At 66.0% G+C, this 20,133-nt stretch carries 17 protein-coding genes; 9 read left to right on the forward strand and 8 right to left on the reverse strand.

The window, feature by feature from the left end:
- Positions 1-252: 252 nt before the first annotated feature.
- The gene (locus ACO07K_RS23660) at positions 253-612 is read right to left on the reverse strand and encodes a hypothetical protein (protein ID WP_422032229.1); all 360 of its coding nucleotides are present in this window, start codon (positions 610-612) and stop codon (positions 253-255) included.
- 221 nt (positions 613-833) lie between these two features.
- Between ACO07K_RS23660 and ACO07K_RS23665 the strand changes: the two genes are divergently transcribed.
- Positions 834-1,748, forward strand: a complete 915-nt coding sequence (locus ACO07K_RS23665) for a hypothetical protein (protein ID WP_422032231.1) — start codon at positions 834-836, stop codon at positions 1,746-1,748.
- Between the two features lie 251 nt (positions 1,749-1,999).
- Here ACO07K_RS23665 and katG read toward each other — a convergent pair whose 3' ends face one another.
- Positions 2,000-4,183: a catalase/peroxidase HPI gene (gene katG / locus ACO07K_RS23670; protein ID WP_422032233.1), complete on the reverse strand. Its 2,184-nt coding sequence runs from the start codon at positions 4,181-4,183 to the stop codon at positions 2,000-2,002.
- A 179-nt stretch (positions 4,184-4,362) separates the two neighbouring features.
- Between katG and ACO07K_RS23675 the strand changes: the two genes are divergently transcribed.
- Complete coding sequence (locus ACO07K_RS23675) at positions 4,363-5,964, forward strand: ABC transporter substrate-binding protein (protein ID WP_422032235.1); 1,602 nt, start codon at positions 4,363-4,365, stop codon at positions 5,962-5,964.
- Positions 5,965-6,004: 40 nt separating this feature from the next.
- On the opposite strand, the gene ACO07K_RS23680 is transcribed toward ACO07K_RS23675, so the two are convergent.
- The 5 genes from ACO07K_RS23680 to ACO07K_RS23700 form a co-directional block, all read right to left on the reverse strand.
- Positions 6,005-7,336 (reverse strand): NAD(P)/FAD-dependent oxidoreductase, encoded by a 1,332-nt coding sequence (locus ACO07K_RS23680; RefSeq protein WP_422032237.1) that lies wholly within the window; start codon positions 7,334-7,336, stop codon positions 6,005-6,007.
- A 129-nt stretch (positions 7,337-7,465) separates the two neighbouring features.
- Positions 7,466-8,257 carry an ABC transporter permease gene (locus ACO07K_RS23685; protein WP_422032238.1) on the reverse strand — a complete coding sequence of 264 codons (792 nt, stop codon included), beginning with the start codon at positions 8,255-8,257 and terminating at the stop codon, positions 7,466-7,468.
- A complete protein-coding gene (locus ACO07K_RS23690; protein WP_422032240.1) occupies positions 8,254-9,063 on the reverse strand; it encodes an ABC transporter permease in 810 nt (269 codons plus the stop codon). Before ACO07K_RS23690 ends, ACO07K_RS23685 begins: the two co-directional genes overlap by 4 nt.
- Before the next feature lie 132 nt (positions 9,064-9,195).
- Positions 9,196-10,200 (reverse strand): ABC transporter ATP-binding protein, encoded by a 1,005-nt coding sequence (locus ACO07K_RS23695; RefSeq protein ID WP_422032242.1) that lies wholly within the window; start codon positions 10,198-10,200, stop codon positions 9,196-9,198.
- A 48-nt stretch (positions 10,201-10,248) separates the two neighbouring features.
- The gene (locus ACO07K_RS23700) at positions 10,249-11,313 is read right to left on the reverse strand and encodes an ABC transporter substrate-binding protein (protein ID WP_422032244.1); all 1,065 of its coding nucleotides are present in this window, start codon (positions 11,311-11,313) and stop codon (positions 10,249-10,251) included.
- Positions 11,314-11,478: 165 nt separating this feature from the next.
- Between ACO07K_RS23700 and ACO07K_RS23705 the strand changes: the two genes are divergently transcribed.
- The 5 genes from ACO07K_RS23705 to ACO07K_RS23725 are packed head-to-tail and all read left to right on the forward strand — an operon-like array spanning position 11,479 to position 16,704.
- Entirely contained in the window at positions 11,479-12,528 is a 1,050-nt protein-coding gene (locus ACO07K_RS23705) for an extracellular solute-binding protein (protein WP_422032246.1), read from the forward strand.
- A complete protein-coding gene (locus ACO07K_RS23710; RefSeq protein ID WP_422032248.1) occupies positions 12,525-13,610 on the forward strand; it encodes an ABC transporter ATP-binding protein in 1,086 nt (361 codons plus the stop codon). The genes ACO07K_RS23705 and ACO07K_RS23710 overlap by 4 nt, the downstream gene beginning before the upstream one ends.
- A gap of 10 nt (positions 13,611-13,620) precedes the next feature.
- Positions 13,621-15,066, forward strand: coding sequence for an amidase (locus tag ACO07K_RS23715; protein ID WP_422032250.1), 1,446 nt, complete (start codon positions 13,621-13,623; stop codon positions 15,064-15,066).
- Between the two features lies 1 nt (position 15,067).
- A complete protein-coding gene (locus ACO07K_RS23720; protein ID WP_422032252.1) occupies positions 15,068-15,907 on the forward strand; it encodes an ABC transporter permease in 840 nt (279 codons plus the stop codon).
- Positions 15,904-16,704 carry an ABC transporter permease gene (locus ACO07K_RS23725; RefSeq protein WP_422032254.1) on the forward strand — a complete coding sequence of 267 codons (801 nt, stop codon included), beginning with the start codon at positions 15,904-15,906 and terminating at the stop codon, positions 16,702-16,704. The genes ACO07K_RS23720 and ACO07K_RS23725 overlap by 4 nt, the downstream gene beginning before the upstream one ends.
- A gap of 25 nt (positions 16,705-16,729) precedes the next feature.
- Here ACO07K_RS23725 and ACO07K_RS23730 read toward each other — a convergent pair whose 3' ends face one another.
- Positions 16,730-17,623: a LysR substrate-binding domain-containing protein gene (locus tag ACO07K_RS23730; RefSeq protein WP_422032256.1), complete on the reverse strand. Its 894-nt coding sequence runs from the start codon at positions 17,621-17,623 to the stop codon at positions 16,730-16,732.
- Positions 17,624-17,724: 101 nt separating this feature from the next.
- On the opposite strand from ACO07K_RS23730, the gene ACO07K_RS23735 reads away from it, so the two are divergent.
- Together ACO07K_RS23735 and ACO07K_RS23740 are read left to right on the forward strand one after the other, a co-directional pair.
- The gene (locus ACO07K_RS23735) at positions 17,725-19,050 is read left to right on the forward strand and encodes an NAD(P)/FAD-dependent oxidoreductase (RefSeq protein WP_422032258.1); all 1,326 of its coding nucleotides are present in this window, start codon (positions 17,725-17,727) and stop codon (positions 19,048-19,050) included.
- A complete protein-coding gene (locus ACO07K_RS23740; protein WP_422032260.1) occupies positions 19,047-20,126 on the forward strand; it encodes a M14 family metallopeptidase in 1,080 nt (359 codons plus the stop codon). The genes ACO07K_RS23735 and ACO07K_RS23740 overlap by 4 nt, the downstream gene beginning before the upstream one ends.
- The last annotated feature ends 7 nt before the right edge of the window (positions 20,127-20,133 follow it).

Consider the following 20,133-nt stretch of genomic DNA (forward strand, 5'->3'; position numbering starts at 1 on the left):
ACAGCTCTTCGCCGGCCCAACCGTGATCGTCACCGGAAGAGCCCGATCCTGAACGCGAAGGAACAGAAGACCTACGTCTTCCGATGGGTCTGCGTGGACGTAACGGTGCAGGATGGGTGGCAGCTGGTGGTGAGTCAGGCGACGCGGCTCGCCTGGTTGCGCTCAATCGTCGGAGGCCCGCAGCAACTAATCAATTGGCTACTTTGCCGATCATCCGCTCTATCATGAATACGTTGTCGCGCGGCACCGATCTCAACTAGCGTTGGCTGCGACCACTTTCCTGAACTCATTGATCCAAAGCGCGTTTCGATCGTGCTCAGTTCGGCCAAGCCGCGTCGCAAGTTTAAAGAATCCAGGGCCCGGCATCGGGTCTGACTTGTAAACGACCAAGACCGAAATCATTCCCCGTCCGGCAGCGTCCTCATCTTCCGACAACTGCCCCAGCAGTTCATGAAAAACGTGGTCATTGGCTTCGAACCTGATTGAAGCGATCTGCGCCGCAAGATCTGAATATGCAATAGTCTGTTCTCGGCGCGCTTTCTTCTGAAGTATCTCCAATACTTCATGCTTTGCCGCGTCCCATTGAGATTGCGGAAATCCAAAAGATGACATTCAACCCCTCCCCCAACCATAACGGCTATAGTCCCGAGTATTCCCTTCAGAACGAGCTTACACCCGATGCTTGGGAGCGTTTTGAGTCGTTGATCCGGTTGGCCGGCCAAAATGGGCCCACGGCCGCATAAGCGGATTCCGCCGCAATCCAAGCCCGCAGTCAATAAGCCGAGAGCCAAAAAGACCGCGACTAAGACCTGACGATGCATTAGAATTTATGTGTGTCAGATACAACCTTCACCGTCAGATATGACGGCCCTGTTTTTGAGGGCGGCCACAAGATGGCCGTTGAAGACTTCGCGCCTGCGGTACTGGCGCTCTCAGATCTGATAAAGCGCGCCAATGTTGTTTTGAACGGTGAGGCGGATACCGGCGTTCGCGTCTTGATAGACGTTGATGTCGAACAGCACTGCTTTCAGTTCGACATTCAAATCCTGCATTCCATCTGGGAGAAAGCAAAAGGGCTATTCGGCGAAGCGCACCTGAAGTCAGCGGCAGACATTGCGCACGCCATTGGCGTGATTGCTGGCGGCGCGGCGGGTGTTGTTGGATTGCTGGGCGCTCTTAAGAAGCTTCGCGGCAAGGTGCCAGACGGGACAAAAATCATCCAAAGAGACGGGAACAATTTCGTCCAGATAACTGCGGGCCGCGACGTTTTTTTGATGCAGTCAGATGTTGCCAAGTTGCTTACCGACCCCGCAGCAATCGCGAGCGCGAAGAAGGTCATAGAGCCAGTCACACGCCCCGGCTATGACAAGATTGAATTTGAAGAATCCAGCGGACACATAGAGACTATCGACAATGAGGAGGCGCGCCTTATTCAGACGATGCCCACGCCAAAGCGCCCAGAGGAAACAATCATCCCTGCGGCGAGGATGAGGGCAACTGTCGGCGTCCGCCGGGCTGTCTATTCCGGCAGCGGGAAATGGACCATCCTTCACGAGAAGGCGCGCGAAATGACAATAGCGGACGAAGACTGGCTTGCCGCCTTTCAGGCCGCGAAGACACCAGTCCCGCCGGGTGCTCTGCTAGATGTCACTATTGAGATTGCGCCAGTGCGACTCGACTCGCGCGGCGAAGCAATCGAAGCGCCAGAGTACACGATCACTAAAGTACACCACGTAATTCTGCCGTAGGTTTCAATCCGATGGGTCAAGAATTGACGCGACCGACCCACGTAGGACCGCCGTCCTCCAGCGCCTAGGCGTCCCGCTCGTCAATGCGCCGAGAGGTGAGGCGCCTCCCCGTGATACCCCTAACATGTCGGTCGTGCGCTCGCTTTCGTCCGGGCCGCGCCGCCCTGCGGGCGGCTCTGCTTGGGACGGCGGAAATGAAAAGCCCGCCGCGGCTTTCACCGGGCGGGCTTTCCGTTTTCAGGTCACGCAGTTCAGGCGTGGAGGTCGAAGCGGTCGAGGTTCATGACCTTGGTCCAGGCGGCGACGAAGTCCTTCACGAACTTCTCCTTCGCGTCGGACTGGGCGTAGACCTCGGCCAGCGCGCGGAGCTGGCTGTGCGAGCCGAAGATCAGGTCGACGCGGGTGCCGGTCCACTTCACGGCACCGGACGTGCGGTCGCGACCCTCGTAGACGCCCTCCTCGCCGGCCACCGGCTTCCACTCGGTCGCCATGTCGAGCAGGTTGACGAAGAAGTCGTTGCTGAGCGTCCCGGTCTTCGAGGTGAGGACGCCGTGCTTCGACTGAGCCGTGTTGGCGCCCAGCATGCGCAGGCCGCCGACCAATACCGTCATCTCGGGCGCGGTCAGGGTGAGGCGCTGGGCGTGGTCGACCAGCCGCTCCTCGGGCGATTGCGGCATCTTCGTGCCGAGGAAGTTGCGGAAGCCGTCGGCGGTCGGCTCCAGCGGTTCGAAGGAGTGCACGTCGGTCTGCTCCTGCGAGGCATCCATGCGGCCCGGCGTGAAGGGGACCTTCACGTCCTGGCCGGCTTCCTTCGCCGCCTTCTCGATGCCGACGACGCCGCCCAGCACGATCAGGTCGGCCAGCGAGACTTTCTTGCCGCCCGCGGCGGAAGCGTTGAACTCGGCCTGGATCGCTTCGAGCTTCGCCAGGACAGCGGCCAGCTCGGCCGGCTGGTTGACCGCCCAGTCCTTCTGCGGCGCGAGGCGGATACGCGCACCGTTGGCGCCGCCGCGCTTGTCGGCGCCGCGGAAGGTCGCGGCCGAGGCCCAGGCCGTCGACACGAGCTGCGACACGGTGAGGCCGGAGCCAAGCAGCTTGGCCTTCAGCGCCTCGATCTCGGCGTCGCCGACCAGCGGATGGTCGACGGCAGGGATCGGGTCCTGCCAGATCAGATGCTCCTTGGCCACGAGCGGGCCGAGGTAGCGCGCGATCGGGCCCATGTCGCGGTGCGTGAGCTTGTACCAGGCCCGCGCGAAAGCATCGGCGAACTGGTCGGGATGCTCGAAGAAGCGCCGCGAGATCTTCTCGTAGGCCGGGTCGAAGCGCAGCGACAGGTCCGTGGTCAACATCGTCGGCAGGCGACGCTTCGAGGGGTCGGCCGGATCGGCCGGATCGGGCACGGTCGCCTGGGCGTTCTTCGCCGTCCATTGATGGGCGCCGGCCGGGCTCTTGGTCAGCTCCCATTCATGGCCGAACAGGCTCTCGAAGAAGTTGTTGCTCCACTTGGTCGGCGTCGTGGTCCAGGTGACTTCGAGGCCGCTGCCGATCTGGTCGGCGCCCTTGCCCGAGCCGAAGCTGCTCTTCCAGCCCAGCCCCTGCTGCTCGATCGGCGCGGCTTCCGGCTCCGGCCCGACCAGGGCGGCGTCACCGGCGCCGTGGGTTTTGCCGAACGTGTGGCCGCCGGCGATCAGTGCCACCGTCTCCTCGTCGTCCATCGCCATGCGCGCGAAGGTCTCGCGGATGTCGCGCGCCGCCGCGAGCGGATCGGGATTGCCGTTGGGGCCTTCGGGATTGACGTAGATCAGGCCCATCTGCACGGCGCCCAGCGAGCCCTGGAGCTGGCGGTCGCCGCTGTAGCGCTCGTCGGCCAGCCACTTGCCCTCGGGGCCCCAGTAGATGTCCTGCTCGGGCTCCCAGGTGTCGGCGCGGCCGCCGCCGAAGCCGAAGGTCTTGAAGCCCATCGAGTCCAGCGCGACGTTGCCGGTGAGGATCAGCAGGTCGGCCCAGGAGATCTTCGCGCCGTACTTCTGCTTGATCGGCCAGAGGAGTCGGCGCGCCTTGTCGAGATTGACGTTGTCGGGCCACGAATTCAGCGGGGCGAAGCGCTGCTGGCCGCCGCCGGCGCCGCCGCGGCCGTCACCGACGCGATAGGTGCCGGCGCTGTGCCAGGCCATGCGGATGAAGAACGGGCCGTAATGGCCGAAGTCGGCCGGCCACCAGTCCTGCGAATCGGTCATCAGGGCGCGCAGGTCGGCGATCACGGCATCGAGGTCGAGGCTCTTGAACGCCTTGGCGTAGTCGAAGGCCTCGCCCATCGGGTTGGAGAGCGGGGAATGCTGGTGCAGGACCTGCAGGTCGAGCTGGTTGGGCCACCAGTCCCGGTTCGTATGGCCCTTGGGTGCACCGCTGAAAGGGCACTTGCTCTCGGTCGTCATCGTCCATCCCTCATGTTCTAGGCTAGCGGCCTAAGTTTAGAACGATTCTAAATTATAAGTCACGTTCTTTGTCGAACGGAGGCACTTTCGGACGGGCGGGAGGGAGGCGCCACCTATCCTTTGGCATGGTTCTGGCGTCTGCGAGGACAACGACCACAAGGAAAACAGGGACCTTCGTCATGATCTTCGCCAAGAAAGCCGTACTGGGAACCGTCGCCCTGCTGGCATCGCTGGCCGCGACCCCGGTACTGGCGCAGGGCACGCTGCGCATCGGCATGACCGCTTCGGACATTCCGCTGACCACCGGCCAGACCGACCAGGGCGGCGAAGGCATGCGGTTCATGGGCTACACGCTCTATGACGGGCTGATCAATTGGGACCTGTCCTCGGCCGACAAGGCCTCGGTGCTGGTGCCCGGCCTCGCCACCTCGTGGAAGGTCGACGAAGCCGATCCGACGCGCTGGACCTTCACCCTGCGCGACGGCGTCAAGTTCCACGACGGCAGCGACTTCAAGGCCGACGCCGTGGTCTGGAACCTCGAAAAGCTGCTGAACGACAAGTCCCCGCAGTTCGATCCGAAGCAGGCGGCGCAGGGCCGCTCGCGTATTCCCGCGGTCGCCTCCTACAAGGTGATCGACGACAAGACGGTCGAGATCAGGACCAAGACGCCCGACGCCTTCCTGCCCTACCAGATCTCCTGGGTCATGATGTCGAGCCCGGCGCAGTGGGAGAAGGTCGGCAAGGACTGGAACAAGTTCGCGCAGACGCCGTCGGGCACCGGCCCGTGGAAGCTCACGGCCTTCCAGCCGCAGACCCGCGCCGAGCTGTCGCCCAACAAGGACTATTGGGACAAGGCCCGCGTGCCGAAGCTCGACAAGATGGTCCTGCTGCCGATCCCCGAGCCCGCGACCCGCACGGCGGCGCTGCGTTCGGGCCAGGTCGACTGGATCGAGGCGCCCTCGCCCGACGCGATCCCCAGCCTGGAGAAGGCCGGCTTCAAGCTGATCAGCAACGCCTATCCGCACAACTGGACCTGGCACCTCTCCTTCGCCGACGGCTCGCCGTGGAAGGACATCCGCGTGCGTAAGGCCGCCAACCTCGCCGTCGACCGCGAGGGGCTGAAGGTGCTGCTGAAAGGCATGATGATCCCGGCCAAGGGCTTCCTCACGCCGGGCAGCCAGTGGTTCGGCAGTCCGAGCTTCGACGTGAAGTTCGACCCCGAGGCGGCCAAGAAGTTGCTGGCCGAGGCGGGCTTCAGCAAGGCCAAGCCGGTGACGGCGAAGGTGCTGATCTCGAGCTCCGGCTCGGGCCAGATGCTGCCGCTGCCGATGAACGAGTACATCCAGCAGAACCTGGCCGATGTCGGCATCAAGATCGAGTTCGAGGTCGCCGAGTGGAACACGCTGATCAACCTGTGGCGGGCCGGTGCGAAGTCGGACCTGACCAAGGGCGCCAGCGCGCTGAACTTCAGCTACTTCATCCAGGATCCCTTCACCGCCTTCATCCGCCATCTCGATTCGAAGCTGGTGGCGCCCAACGGCACCAACTGGGGCTTTTACCAGGACCCCGGCATGGACGCGCTGCTCGAGAAGGCGCGCACGACCTTCGACCAGAAGGCGCAGGACGAGGCGCTGAAGAAGGTCCACGAGAAGATCGTCGACGACGCGCTGTTCCTGTTCGTGACGCATGACGTGGCGCCGCGCGCTTTGTCGCCCAAGGTCACGGGCTTCGTGCAGGCTCAGAACTGGTTCCAGGACTTCTCGCCGATCACGATGAAGTAGACGGATGAGGGGGCGGCTCACGCGGCCCCCTCATCCGACCCTAAGCCCGTACCCGATCCCACCAGTCGCGCGTGCGGTACCAGGCGCCGACGAAGGGCAGCACCCATTCGGGGTTGCCGCTGTAGAAGGGGACGGTCGGGAAATCCTGGCCGTCGAAGGCGTTCACGGGCGCGTTCGAGCCGCCGGCGATCTTCCGCGCCGTCTGGTAGCCGAGATAGGACATCATCGCGACGCCCGAACCGTTGCACGCCATCAGATAGTGCATGCCCTGCTCCATGCCCATGTGCGGCAGGAAGTCGAAGGCGAACGCCACGTTACCGGTCCAGGCATGGGTGATCTTCACGCCCTTGAGCTGCGGCCAGCGCTCCAGCATGTAGCCGTGCAGCACCGGTGCGCTGACCTCCGGCGTCACCTGGGTGAAGCGGGCGCGCCCGCCGAAGATCACGCGCTTGTTGTCGGGCGACTGGCGGTAGTAGCAGAGCACCCGCTTGGTGTCGGAGACGACGCGGTTCTTCGGAATGAGGCTCTGCACCAGATCCTCGGGCAGTTCCTCGGTCGCGATGATGTGGCTGGCGACCGGCACCAGCTTGCGCCGCAGGGTCGGCGTGAGTTCGGTCGTGTAGCCGTTGGTGGCGATCACCACCTCGCGCGCCTCGATCGGACCCTTGCTGGTCAGCACCCGGAAGCCGCCCGGCTTGCGTTCGATCTTCTCGGCATCGCAGTTGGCGCAGAGCGTCGCGCCGGCACGGTGCGCCGCCTTCAGCAGGCCGCCGTAATAGAGCGCGGGATGGAGCTGACCGGTCCGTTCCACGACCATGCCGCCATAGTAATAGTCGGACGCAATCTCCTCGCGCTGGCGCTCGCGCGGGATCATGTAGGTGCCGAGCGCCGCCTGCTCGTTGTAGGTCGCGACCTTGGATTGCTGTTCGGCGAAATGGCGCGGCGTGTAGGCGCCGCTGAAGCGGCCGTTCATGCGCCAGAAGCACTCGATGCCTTCACGCTGAATCACCGTCTCGACCTGGCTCAGCGAATCGGCGGCGTCGCTCAGCATGCGCGCCATCACCTTCTTCCAGGCCTCGGGGTCGCCGCCGACGCCCTTGCCGGAGAAGCCCTTGCCCATGGTCGTGCCGCCGCTGACGCCACCGCCGTTGCGGGTCGAGGCGCCAACGCCGAAATCGCCGCGCTCCAGCACCGTGACGTCGACGCCCGAGCGCGCCAGCTCGAGTCCGGTCGACAGGCCGCCATATCCCGCGCCCACCACCAGTACGTCGGTCTTGAGCGGCGGATCCTGGCTCAGCTCGTTGGAGGGATGCCACCATTCCCACCACCACGGCGTCGCCTTGAAATCCTTGTGGAAGACGCTGTCGGCCATCACCTGCTCCTTGGCCCATCCTTCGAGACGCGGTCCTTCGGACCGCTCCTCAGGATGAGGGTTTCACTACACTCCCACCTCACCCTGAGGAGGCCGCACCGCGGCCGTCTCGAAGGGTCGGCAACATCGTCATCTCGCACTATCCTTGAGGCCCCGGCCGAAGCGGCCGATCAGGACCAGCACGACCGAAACCAGCAGGATCTGCATCACCGACACGGCGGCGATGGTCGGGTCGATCTCCATCATGATGTTGTCGAACATCTTCTTGGGCAGGGTCATGTTGGCGCCGGCCAGGAACAGCGCCACGACCACCTCGTCGAACGAGGAGATGAAGGCCAGCAGCCCGGCCGAGACGAGGCTGGGCCGCAGCAGCGGCAGGGTGATGCGCGCGAGCGTGCGACAGCGGCTGGCGCCCAACCCTTCGGCCGCCTGTTCCAGCGAGCGGTCGAAGTCGCGCAGGCCGGCCCCGAGCACCAGCACCACGAAGGGCAGCGCCAGCACCGTGTGGGCGATCACGAGCCCGTACCAGCTGCCGATCAGCTTCAGCTTGGCGAACAGGCCATAGACCGCCACGGAAAGAATGATCGTCGGCACGATGACCGGCGCGAGCGCGAGACGGTCGATCAGCACGCGGCCGAAGAATTTTCCACGCACCAGCGCGAAGGCCAGCGGCACGCCGAGCGCCAGAGCGAGGACCGCCGTCGCGCTGCCGATGTAGAGCGAGCGCCAGGTGGCGTCGATCCATTGCGGATCGTCGAGATAGCGCTCGTACCACTGCCACGACAGGCCGGGCGGCGGGAACTGCATGTAGGGCGCCGACGACAGCGAGATCGGGAAGACGACCAGCAGCGGCAGCATCAGAAAGAAGTAGATGAGGCCGCAGGACACGACGAGCAGGCGCCGGCTCAGACTGCGGGTCATCGGGCCGCCTCCGTCCGCGTGAAGCGCTGGGCCAGCGCATAGACAGCGAAGGTGAAGACCAGCAGCACCGCGGAGAGCGCCGCGGCAAACGGCCAGTTCAGCGCCTCGCGCACCTGCTGTTCGATCAGCACGGCGATCATCATGACCCGGCCGCCGCCCAGCAGCGCCGGCGTGATGAAGAAGCCCAGCGACAGCACGAACACCAGCACCGAGCCCGCGAAGATGCCGTTCAGGGTGAGCGGCAGGTAGATGCGCCGGAAGATCGCGAAGCTGGACGCGCCGAGGCCCGCGGCCGCCGCCGGAATGGCGGGATCGACCTTGCGCACCGCGCCGTAGATCGGCAGCACCATGTAGGGCAGCAGCACATGCACCATGCCGATCAGCACGCCGGTGAAATTGTGCAGGAGCGGAATCGGATCGCTGATGATGCCCGCTTCCATCAAGGTGCGGTTGAAGACGCCGTTGCGGCCGAGCAGCACCATCCACGCGTAGGTGCGCACCAGCACCGAGGTCCACAGCGGCAGCAGGACGAAGATGAAACCCACGGTCGCCCAGAAGGGCGTGGTCGTGGCCATCAGGAAGCCCAGCGGATAGCCCAGCAGCAGACAGAAGAACGTGACCAGCAGCGCGATCTCGAACGTGTTCCAGAAGACGCGGAGATAGAGTTGCTCGCCCAGCGCCTTGGCGTACCAGTCGAGCGTCCCGCCCTCGAGGCTGAAGCCCAGCATGCGCACGACCGGGAGCAGGAAGAACACGAAGAGCAGGATCAGCGCCGGCAGCGCGGGGAGAAAGCCGCGGGACTTCACGAAACAACCCTCATCCTGAGGAGGCGCGCAGCGCCGTCTCGAAGGATGGGAACGAGCACCGTTCCTGCGGCCCATCCTTCGAGACGCATCGCTCCGCGATGCTCCTCAGGAAGAGGTCGGAGGGGTTTGCTCTCAGAACACATGGATCGACTCGGGCTCGATACCGACGGTCACCTTGGTGCCGGCGGCGGGCAGCGCGCCGCGCGCGGGCTGACGCACCAGAAGTTCGAGACCGCCCTCGCACGCCAGCCGCAGCTTGAACGAGGTGCCGAGGTAGACCGATTCGACCACCTCGCCGGCGAAGGCGTTGGCGCCCGTCAGGGCAAATCGTTCGGGCCGCATCAGCACGCCGACCTTGCTTCCGGCAGGTTTGTCGCCACGGACTTGAAGCGTGCGCCCGCCGTCGAGCGTGACCGTGCCAGGTCCGCTCATCGTGCCGTGGAAGATGTTGCTCTCGCCCACGAAGTCGGCGACGAAATCGTTGGCCGGCCGCTCATAGATCTCCGTCGTCGTGGCGACCTGCTGGATCGTGCCCTTGTTCATCACCGCGATGCGGTCGGAGAGGACCAGTGCCTCCTCCTGGTCGTGGGTGATGAAGATGGTGGTGAGGCCGAGACGCCGCTGCAGGCGGCGCACTTCGAGCTGCATCGTTTCCCGCAGCTTGCGGTCGAGCGCGCCGAACGGCTCGTCGAGCAGCAGGAGCCGCGGGTTGAAGACGATGGCGCGGGCCAGCGCCACCCTCTGCTGCTGGCCGCCGGACAGCTGGCGCGGCAGGCGCGCCTCGTAGCCCTTGAGTTCGACCATCGCCAGCGCCTCGGCGACGCGCCGCTCGATCTCCGGCCTGGCAACGTTGCGCATCTCCAGCGGGAAGGCGACGTTGGCCGCGACGCTGAGATGCGGAAACAGCGCATAGTTCTGGAACACCATGCCGATGTCCCGCTTGGCCGGTGGCAGCGAGGTGATGTCGGCGCCGCCCACCGTCACGCGGCCGGCGTCGGGTGCTTCGAATCCCGCGACGACCTTCAGCAAGGTCGTTTTCCCTGAGCCGCTCGGCCCGAGGATGGTCAGCAGCTCCCCCTGGGCCACCTGCAGGGAGACGTGGTCGAGCGCGACCACCTCTCCGAAACGCCGGGCCACGCCCTCAATGAGAAGGTCGGCCGATCCCCCGCTTTTACTCAACGGAGGTCAGCCCTTCTTCAGCATCCAGGCGTTCCACAGTTCGGCCGCCTTGGTGCCGTTCTCGGCATACCATTCGTCGCTGACCCAGAACTGCTGGTCGAGATAGGCCGTCGGCAGGAACGGCTTGACCTTCGGATCGACGAAGTTCAGCGATTCGAGGTTGAGGCCGGGATAGCCCAGCTCCGAGGCATAGACCGCCTGCTGCTGCGGCACGGCGAGTTCGGCCAGCATCTTGTTGGCCCAGTAGGGACTCTTGGCGCCGCGCGGGATGGCGAAGCTGCCCTGCTTCAGCGCGCCCTCGTTCCATTCGATGCCGACCGGCGCGCCCTTCTTGATGATGTCGTAGAAGCGGCCGTTCCAGCCGGTGGCCAGCACGACCTCCTTGTCGAGCAGGAGCTGCGCCGGCTGCTGGCCGGTCGACCACCACACCGTGATGTGCGGCTTGATCTGGTCGAGCTTCTTGAACGCCCGGTCGAAGTCGATCGGGTAGAGCTTGTCCTTCGGGACACCGTCGGCGATCAGGGCGAATTCGAGATTGTCGGTCGGATGGTTGCGCATCGAGCGCGCGCCCGGGAACTTCTTCACGTCCCACCAGTCGGCCCAGCTCTTGGGCTGGCTGCCGTTCTTGAACACGTCGTTCCGGAACCCGATGATGGTCGTATAGACCGACGAGGCGAAGACGTAGGGGTTTTGCGCCGAGGGCGGATACTTGGAGCGATCGACGACCTTCGGATCGATCTTCTCCAGCAGGTTGGCCTTCCCGGCCCGGATCGCATCCTGGCCGCCGATCTCGGTGAGGTCCCATTCGACGTTGCCGGAATCGACCATAGCGCGGAGCTTGCCGAAATCGACCGGGCTCGTCTCGACGACCTTGATTCCGTACTTCTTTTCGAAGCCGTTGAAGAAGGCCTTGCGCATGGCCGAGCCCATCGACCCGCCGGAATGATTGACCACGAGCTGGGCGGGCTTGGCCGGCTCGGCCTGCGCGAAGGCGGGCCCGGCGGCGCCGATCGCGGCGGCGCCTCCCAGCAGCGAGAGAGCGTGACGGCGATGCAGGCGCTTCAAATCCATAGCGTGTCCCCTCCGAAATCCCCCCGCGACTGTAGGAGCGGCATCTGCACGGAGCAACAACCAAGACCATAACCTGCGGGAATGACCAGGAGGGGCGAATGAATTTCTCGACCTCTGCGGGAGGCGTCTAACGTCGGTGCCAAGCAACAACGGCGGGGGCCAGCGATGATGAACCGATTGAAGGCGTTGATGTGTGGCGCGGTCCTGGCCTGTGCGGGCGCAGGCGCGGCTTCGGCCCAGGAACTCACCATGGCGGTGTGGGGCGGTGGCGGCGCCAACACCTGGCGCGAAGCCTTCATCAAGCAGTTCAACCCGGGCAACGGCTCGACCATCAAGATGGTCGAGGTGCCGAACCCGGCCGGCGCGCTGCGCTCTCCCGCCGCCGCCGGGCAGTACAGTCTGGCGCTGGTCACCTATTTCGAGGCGATCGCGCTCTCCAATGCGGGCCTGATCGAGAGCTTCGACGACAAGCAGCTCCCGGGAATCGCCTACGTCGATCCGAAGTTCCTGACCAAGGACAAAGCCGGCCGCCATGTCGGCCTGCCGGCCTACTTCACCTACTACGGGATCGCCTACAACACAGACCTCGCCAAGGCCGAGGACTTCGCGTCCTGGCAGGGGCTGGCCGATCCGAAGTGGAAGGGCAAGCTGTCGCTGACCCGGCCGGTCTATCTCGCGCCCTACGACGCGGTGATCATGGCCAAGGCGATGGGCGGCAGCGAGAAGGACATCGATCCGGGCTTCAAGCTGCTGGAGAAGATCGTGCCGAACGTGCTGGCGACCTACACGTCGCTGGCACACATGAACACGCTGCTGACGCGCGGCGAGGTCGCGGCCGTGCCGTTCTATGCCTCGCGCATCTGGGCCCTGCGCCGCCAGGGCGCCACCAACGTGGGCATCGTGATCCCCAAGGAGGGCGCGCTGATGCTGCCCTATGTCGTGGTGGTGCCCAAGGGCGCCAAGAACCAGGACAAGGCGCTGGTCTGGATGAACTACATCGCCGGCGCCGAGCCGCAGCTGCGCGCCGCCCTGCTCGACGGCTGGCTGCCGATGAACGCCAAGGTCAAGCTGCCCGAGGACCTGCAGAAGACGCTGGGGCAGCCCTACGAGCAGATCGTGAAGTCGCTCTACTCGCCCGACTGGCGCATCGTCGTCGAGCACAACGAGGCGCGGGTCGACCGCGCCGAAAAGCTCATGTCCGGCGTCAAGCAGTGAGCCGGGGGACGATCTCGATCACGGGTGTCGGCAAGGAGTTCGGCACCACGACGGTGCTGCATGCAGTGGATCTCGCGATCGAGGGCGGCAGCTTCGTCACCCTGCTCGGCCCCTCGGGCTGCGGCAAGACCACCCTGCTGCGCCTGATCGCGGGCTTTCTCGAACCCAGCCGCGGGGCCATCGCCATCGACGGCGCGCCCATGCAGGGCGTGCCGCCGCGGCGGCGCCCGCTCGGCATGGTGTTCCAGAACCTGGCGCTGTTCCCGCATCTCGATGTCTTCGAGAACGTGGCCTACGGCATGCGGATCCGCGGCACGGCCGCCTCCGACATCGCAGCGCGCGTGTCGCGCTTCCTGGGTCTGGTGGGCCTGGCCGGCTTCGAGCGGCGTCGCATCGGGCAGCTCTCCGGCGGCCAGAAGCAGCGCGTGGCGCTGGCGCGGTCGCTGGCGCTCGAACCCGCGATCCTGCTGCTCGACGAGCCGCTGAGCGCGCTCGATCTGCAGCTTCGCCGCCAGCTGCAGGTCGAACTCAAGTCGATCCAGCGCCAGCTCGCCACGACCTTCGTGTTCGTCACGCACGACCAGGAAGAAGCGACGATGCTCTCCGACACGATCGTCGTGATGAACGGCGGACACGTACAGCAGGTCGGCACGCCCGGCGAGATCTATCGCCGCCCCGCCTCGCCCTTCGTGGCCCGCTTCGTCGGCGACATCAACATGATGGACGGCCGGATCGAGGCGGTGGATGCCAGGTCGGTCTCGGTTTCCGTCGCGGGACGGGCGATTTCCGTTCCCCGCGCGTCCGTCGTCGGCACCGCCTCGGCCGGCCGCGCCTGCCAGCTCGCCTGCCGTCCTGAGTCAGTCCGATTGGAAGGAACACAAGCGGACGCGCTGTCGCTCGAAGGCCGCGTTACGGCGTTGCATCGGCTCGGGCCCACCGTGAAGGCCGTTCTCGACACGCCGCTGGGGCCGCTCACGGCGCTGGCGATGGCCGACACGCCGCACGTGGCGGAACTCGCCGAAGGAAAGACGGCGCGTCTCTTCGTACCGTCCGACACATTCACGCTCTTCGCCTCAACCTGAAAGAACGAACATGCCCGCACAGGATTTCGCCGGCCGCACCGTCGCCGACCATGTAGAAGCCTTTACCTCCGGCAAAGCTTCTGCGCGCGACATCGTCGAGGGGCTGCTGGAGCGCACGAAGAAGGCCGAGCCCTTCAATCCGATCGCGACGCTCGATACGGACGGCGCCCGCGCCGCCGCCGACGCCCTCGACGCGCGGCGCAAGAAGGGCGGGTCCTTTGGCGCCCTGGCCGCCGTGCCGGTCTCCGCCAAGGACCTCATTCTCACCAAGGGCCTGCGCACGGCCTTCGCCTCGGTCACCATGAAGGACAACGTGCCGTCGATCGACGCCGAGGCCATTGCCCAGTGGCGCGGCGCCGATGCCGTCCTGTTCGCCAAGACCACGACGCCGGAGTTCGGCCACAAGGTCCTGACCGACAGCCCCCTGCATGGCATCACGCGCAACCCGTGGAACCGCGAGCATACGAGCGGCGGCTCGAGCGGCGGCGCGGCCGTCGCGGTGGCGCTGGGCCTCGGACCGATCGCCATGTCGACCGATGGCGCGGGGTCGGGCCGCATTCCCGCCGCCTGCTGCGGCGTTTACGGGTTGAAGGCGACGCTGGGCCGCGTGCCGCACGAGGTGCCGCCCGACCAGTTCGGCCAGCTCACCTATCTCGGCGTCATGGCGCGCCATCCGGGCGATCTCGGCGCCGGCCTCGCCTCGATGTCGCGCGGCCATCGCGACGATCCCTGGACGCTCGCCATCGGCCGCGAGCCCTTCGCCTGGCCCGACGAATCCGGCGAACATCCGATCGGCGGCCGGCGCATCACCGTCATCCGCCGCATGACCGGCGGCTATCTCGATCCCGAGACCGAAGCCCGTCTCGACGCGGCCATCGCCTTCCTCGAACGGCAGGGCGCCCACATCCAGGAAATGGACGGGCGCGAGATCGACTGGAAGCTCGACGTGGCGCGCATCATCCTGCGCGCCAACCAGATCGAGCGCTTCGCCGACGTCCTGAAGAACCGGCGCGGCGATCTCGATCCGTCGTTCGCCCGGACATTGGATGAAGGCAATGCCGTCGACGTGGTGGCCCTGCGCCGCGCGCTGGTCGATCGCACCACCGCCTTCAAGTCGGTGCAGCGCCTGTTCGCCGACTGCGACCTGCTGCTCACCCCGACCGTCGCCACGCCGGCGCCGCTCGCCAGCCAGAACCAGTTCGAGCCGCTGGTGGTCGATGGCAAGCCGCTCGGCGACCTGCGCTCGGCCTGGTACACCTACACGATCCCCTTCAACATGACCGGCCATCCCGCGATTTCGATCCCGTTCGGGCACTCGAAGGCGGGCCTGCCCATCGGCATCCAGTTCGTGGCGCCGTGGTATGGTGAGGCGCATCTGATCAGCCTCGCCCAGGCCTTCGATGCCGAGACCGGCGCCTCGGCGGCGTTTCCGCCGGGCTTCGCGGCCGGCGCCTGAGATGCGCAGCGCCACCTCCGCTCCGCGAGGCCTGGGCTGGCTGCTGCTGCCGGCGCTGCTGGTGCTCGCCCTGTTCCTGGGTTCGGTGGCGCTGCTCCTCTTCCATGCCTTCTGGGGCAAGGACGGCTTCTCGCTGGTCTATTTCCGGCAGATCCTCGATCGCGCCGACTATCACGACGTCTTCCTGCGCACCGTGTCGATCGCCGCCATCGTGGCGGTCGCCGCGGCCGTGCTGGCCTATCCGATCGCGTGGCTGCTGTGGCGCCTGCCGCGCTGGCGCAACCTGCTGCTGGTCATCGTGCTGGTGCCGTGGCTGGTCAGCCTCGTGGTGCGCACCTATGGCTGGCTGGTGATCCTCGGACCCAAGGGCTTCCTCAACGAGACGCTCAAATGGGCCGGCGTCATCCAGTCGCCGCTGCCGCTGATCTTCAACGATCTCGGCGTGGTGATCGGCCTGACCCATGTGCTGATGCCCTTCTCGGTGATCGCCACGCTCTCGGTGCTGCTGCAGATCGACCACCGGCTGGAGGAGGCGAGCGAATCGCTGGGCGCCGGCGGCTTCGAGACCTGGCGTCGCGTGGTGTTGCCGCTCTCGCTGCCCGGGGTCTTCACCGGGCTCGGCATCACCTTCCTCACCTCGATGGGCGCGATCGTGACGCCGATCCTGCTGGGCGGCATCCGCCAGAAGATGGCGGGCACCCAGATCTATCAGGAGGTCGTCTACAACTTCAACATGAGCAAGGCGTCGGCGTGGGCGATCTGCCTGTTGCTGCTGAGCGGGCTGGGCCTCGCCTTCCTGCGCATGGTCGAGGCGGCCCTGGTGCCGAAGGCCGACCGATGAACGCCCCGATCGTGAAACTGGGCCGCGCCGCGTCGTTTGCGCTGCTGCTGTTCCTGCCCCTGCCCATCGTGGTGATCGGCGCCACATCGTTCGCCGCCGCCGGCTATCTCCGGTTCCCGCCGGGCGAACTCAGCCTGCGCTGGTATGCCGAGGCCGCCACCGATCCGCGCTGGATCGAGGCCTTCGTCACCAGCCTCGGGATCGCGGCCGTGGTGTCCGTGCTCGTCACCGCCATCGCCTTCGCCGGCGCCTATGCCTGCCACCGGCTGCGGCCGCGCTGGCTGCCGGCCTTCGAACTGGCGGTCATGTCGCCGCTGTTCTTTCCGCATGCCGCGCTGGGCGTCGCGCTGGTGAATGTGCTCGCGATGGCGGGCTATCTCGGATCGACGACCGGCATCGTCATCGCCCATATCGTCTGCACCCTGCCCTTCGCCTGGCGGCCGATCGTCGTCGCCCTGCAGCGCATCGACGGCGAGATCGTGGAGGCCGCCTCGCTGCTGGGCGCCGACGAACGACGCATCGCGCTCGGCATCGCCCTGCCACTGGCACGCTCCGGTCTCGTCACCGCGCTGCTCTTCTCGTTCATCATCTCGTTCGACGAGGTGACGATCACCATGTTCCTCACCGGACCGCAGGTCACGACCCTGCCGGTCCAGATCTATGCGTTCATCCAGGAGAATGCCTCGCCGGTCCTGGCGGCGATCTCGACCGCGACCGTCGTGGTGACGCTGGTGGTGGTCATGCTGCTGGAGCGGCTGATCGGCCTCGAATTCTTCGTAGCCCATGACCCGGCTTAGTGTTCGGGCCGAGCTTCGCTCGGCCCTACCAGCCCTTGGACTTCATGTGCGCCTTCACGGCATCGAGGAACGCGTCGGCCAGTCGCGAGGGTTTGCGATGGCGCGGCCGCATCGCGCGGAAGAGATAGCGGATGCGCGGCTCGAACGGCACGACGGCGATGCCGGCGTCGAGATAGTCACGGGCGGTGAACGGATCGACGATCGAGACGCCGAGGCCGCGCGCGGCGAGCGCGCAGGCATCGGCCGACGAGTAGACGTCGATCTGCAGTTGTCGCTCGATCCTCTCCTGCTCGAAGGCGGCATCGATCAGATGACGCATGCGGCCGTCGAGCGGGAAGGACAGGAAGCGTTCGCCGCGCAGGTCGGCGGGCCGGATCACCTTGCGCCGCGCCAGCCGATGGCCGCCCGGCAGCACGCAGACCGCCGCCGCCCGACTGAGCTCCTCCGTGACCATCGCCGGATGCTCGAACGGCATCATCGAGAAGCCGAGATCGATCTGCTGGTCGACCATCTTCTGGTTGATATAGGTCGAGCTGCGGACCTGAAACACGATGTGCGCCTTGGCGTGGCGTTTCATGAACGTCGCCATGACGTCCGGCAGAACGCTGCGGCCGAGCGCCGGCGTCGAATAGATCAACAGGTCTCCGATCTGGCGCTCCCGGATTTCCCGCGCCACGTCGGTCACGCGCTCCAGGCTGTGATAGAGCCTCGTCACCTCCTGTTCGAGAAGCCGGGCCTCGCTGGTCGGCGCCAGGCGTCGCTTGATGCGGGTGAAGAGGGGATAGCCGATCTCGTGCTCCAGCCCCGCCAGGATCTTGCTCACCGCCGGCTGCGAGACGCCCAGACGCTCCGCGGCGGCGGTCACCGTTCCATGCGCCATGATGGCGCGAAAGGCTTCGAGCTGACGCGACGTGATCATCATAACCTCGACGACTTAACCCCGTCGGACAATGACTTTGACCGTCTCATGGCTCAAGCCTTTACTCATTCCTGTCAACGTTTTTGCGTGTGAGAGTTGTCATGCCTGCGGCTAACCAGTCGATTTTCTCCAGCGACTTCAAGGACGAGCCCTACTGGTGGCAGGCATTCCGTCCGCAAGCCATCACCGCGCCGTCGCTGCCCGCCCGCACCGACGTCGTGATCGTGGGCGGCGGCTATGCGGGCCTCGCGACGGCGCGTGCGCTGGCCGATGGCGGCGTGCAGAGCGTCGTGCTGGAAGCCGACGAATTCGGCGCGGGCGCCTCGACGCGCAGCGGCGGCGCCTTGAGCGCCGGCCTGTCGATCGGCAAGAGTTTCACCGGCCGCACGCTCGACTATTCCCCCGAACTCGTGCGCGACGTGGTGGGCTGGGCGATCGACGCCTATCGCGCGCTGATCGACCTGGTCGAACAGGAAGGGATCGACTGCCACCTCGAGCAGCGCGGCCGTTTCCTCGGCGCCTGCGCGGCGTCGCACTATGAAGGCCTGCGCACGCGCTTCGCCAAGCTGCGCGATGGCGGTGCCACCGACTGCCGCCTGATCACCCGCGAAGAGCAGCGCGAGGAGATCGGCAGCGATTTCTACCATGGCGGCATGGTCTTCGAGACCGCGGGCAAGCTGCATCCCGCCCTGTTCTATGGCGGCCTGCTGGCGGCGGTGCGCCGGCGCAACTCGGTGACCCTGGCCGGCCATTGCCGCGCCACCGGCCTCGCCCGCGACGGCGAGGGTTGGCGGGTCAGCACCAGCATGGGCGAGGTCCGGGCGCGTCACGTCGTCGTCGCGACCAACGGCTACACGTCCGGCGTCACCCCGCGCCTGCAGAAGCGGCTGGTGCCCATCGCCAGCCACATCATTGCCACCGAGGAATTGCCCGCGGACCTGATTCGCGAGATCTGCCCCAAGGGCCGTACCTTCTCCGAGACGAGGCGGGTGCTGCACTATTATCGGATCTCACCCGACGGAAAGCGGGTGATCTTCGGCGGCCGCGCCCGCTTCACCGAGATCGACGCCGAGCTCCGCGCCCGGCTCCTGCACCAGGCGCTGGTCGAACGACTGCCGCAACTCGCCGACACCAAGGTCACCCACACCTGGCAAGGCAACGTCGCCTTCACCTACGACGCGCTGCCCCATGCGGGCGAACTCGACGGGCTCCACTTCGTGCTGGGATGCAACGGCTCGGGCGTGTCGATGATGCCGTTCCTCGGCAATGCGATGGGGCAATCGATCGCCGGGCGTCTGCGTGGCAAGGTGCCCTTCGCCGGAACGGCGCTGCCGCCCATTCCGCTCTATTCCGGCAAGCCGTGGTTCCTGCCGGTGATCGGCGGCGCCTTCCGCACCCTGGATTACATCGACGAGAAGGTCAGATGAGCGCCTCGTTCTTTTCCGCTGATTACGACGTAGCGCGCCAGCGGTTCCTCGACGCCTCCGCCAAAGCCGGCGCCAGCGTCCAGAACAACATCCATCCGTCGAAGGGCGCGGCGGGTGAGGAGATTGCCACCGACACGGCGCTGCTGGGGCCTGCGGATGCGAACAAACTGTTCATCGTGAGTTCGGGCACGCACGGACCCGAAGGCTTTGCCGGCTCGGCCTGCCAGCTCGCGCTGTTGAACGACGAGCTGGCGAAGCGGGCGGCCGATCGCGGCATCGCGCTGCTTCTGATCCATGCGGTGAATCCGTACGGCTTCTCGCACCTGAAGCGGACGAACGAGGACAATATCGACCTCAACCGCAACTTCGGAGACTTCTCCCAACCCTATCCCGACAACCCGGTGTACGAGCAGATCCACGACCTGCTGGTGCCGGCGACCTGGCCGCCCTCGACCGACAACGAGGAGCGCCTGATCGCCGCGATGGCGGGCCTGGCGGGGCAACGCGATCCCGGCGTGTCGAGCGGCCAGGCGAAGCATGCGAACGGCCTCTTCTACAGCGGCACGGCGCCGGCCTGGAGCAACCGCACGATCCGCTCGATCCTGCGCGCTCATGGCACGAACAAGCGGCACATCGCCTGGATCGACGTCCATACCGGCCTCGGACCTTATGGTCATGGCGAGAAGATCTTCGGCCGCCATTCCGAGGAAACCACGAAACGCGCGAAAGCCTGGTGGGGCAGCGACCTGATCGTGAGCACGGCGACCGAGTCGGTCTCGCCGCGCACCATCGGGCACATCACCGGCTGTGCGCCGGAGGAATGTCCCGGCGTCGCGATCACGCCAACGACGCTCGAATATGGCACCGTGCCCAATCCCGTCGTGCGCCACGCGCTGCGCGGCGAGGCCTGGCTGGCGGGCCACCCCGATGCGCCGGCGCCTCTCGTGAAGGACATCAGGCGCGCGGTGCGCGACGCCTTCTACGTCGATGCCGACGACTGGAAAGGCATGATCCTCGGCCAGTTCCGCGCCCAGGCGCTGCAGACGATCAACGGACTCGCAAACGAACAAATCTAGGGAGGAA

Source organism: Reyranella sp. (genome assembly GCF_965228225.1).
In the GTDB taxonomy this organism is placed as follows: domain Bacteria; phylum Pseudomonadota; class Alphaproteobacteria; order Reyranellales; family Reyranellaceae; genus Reyranella.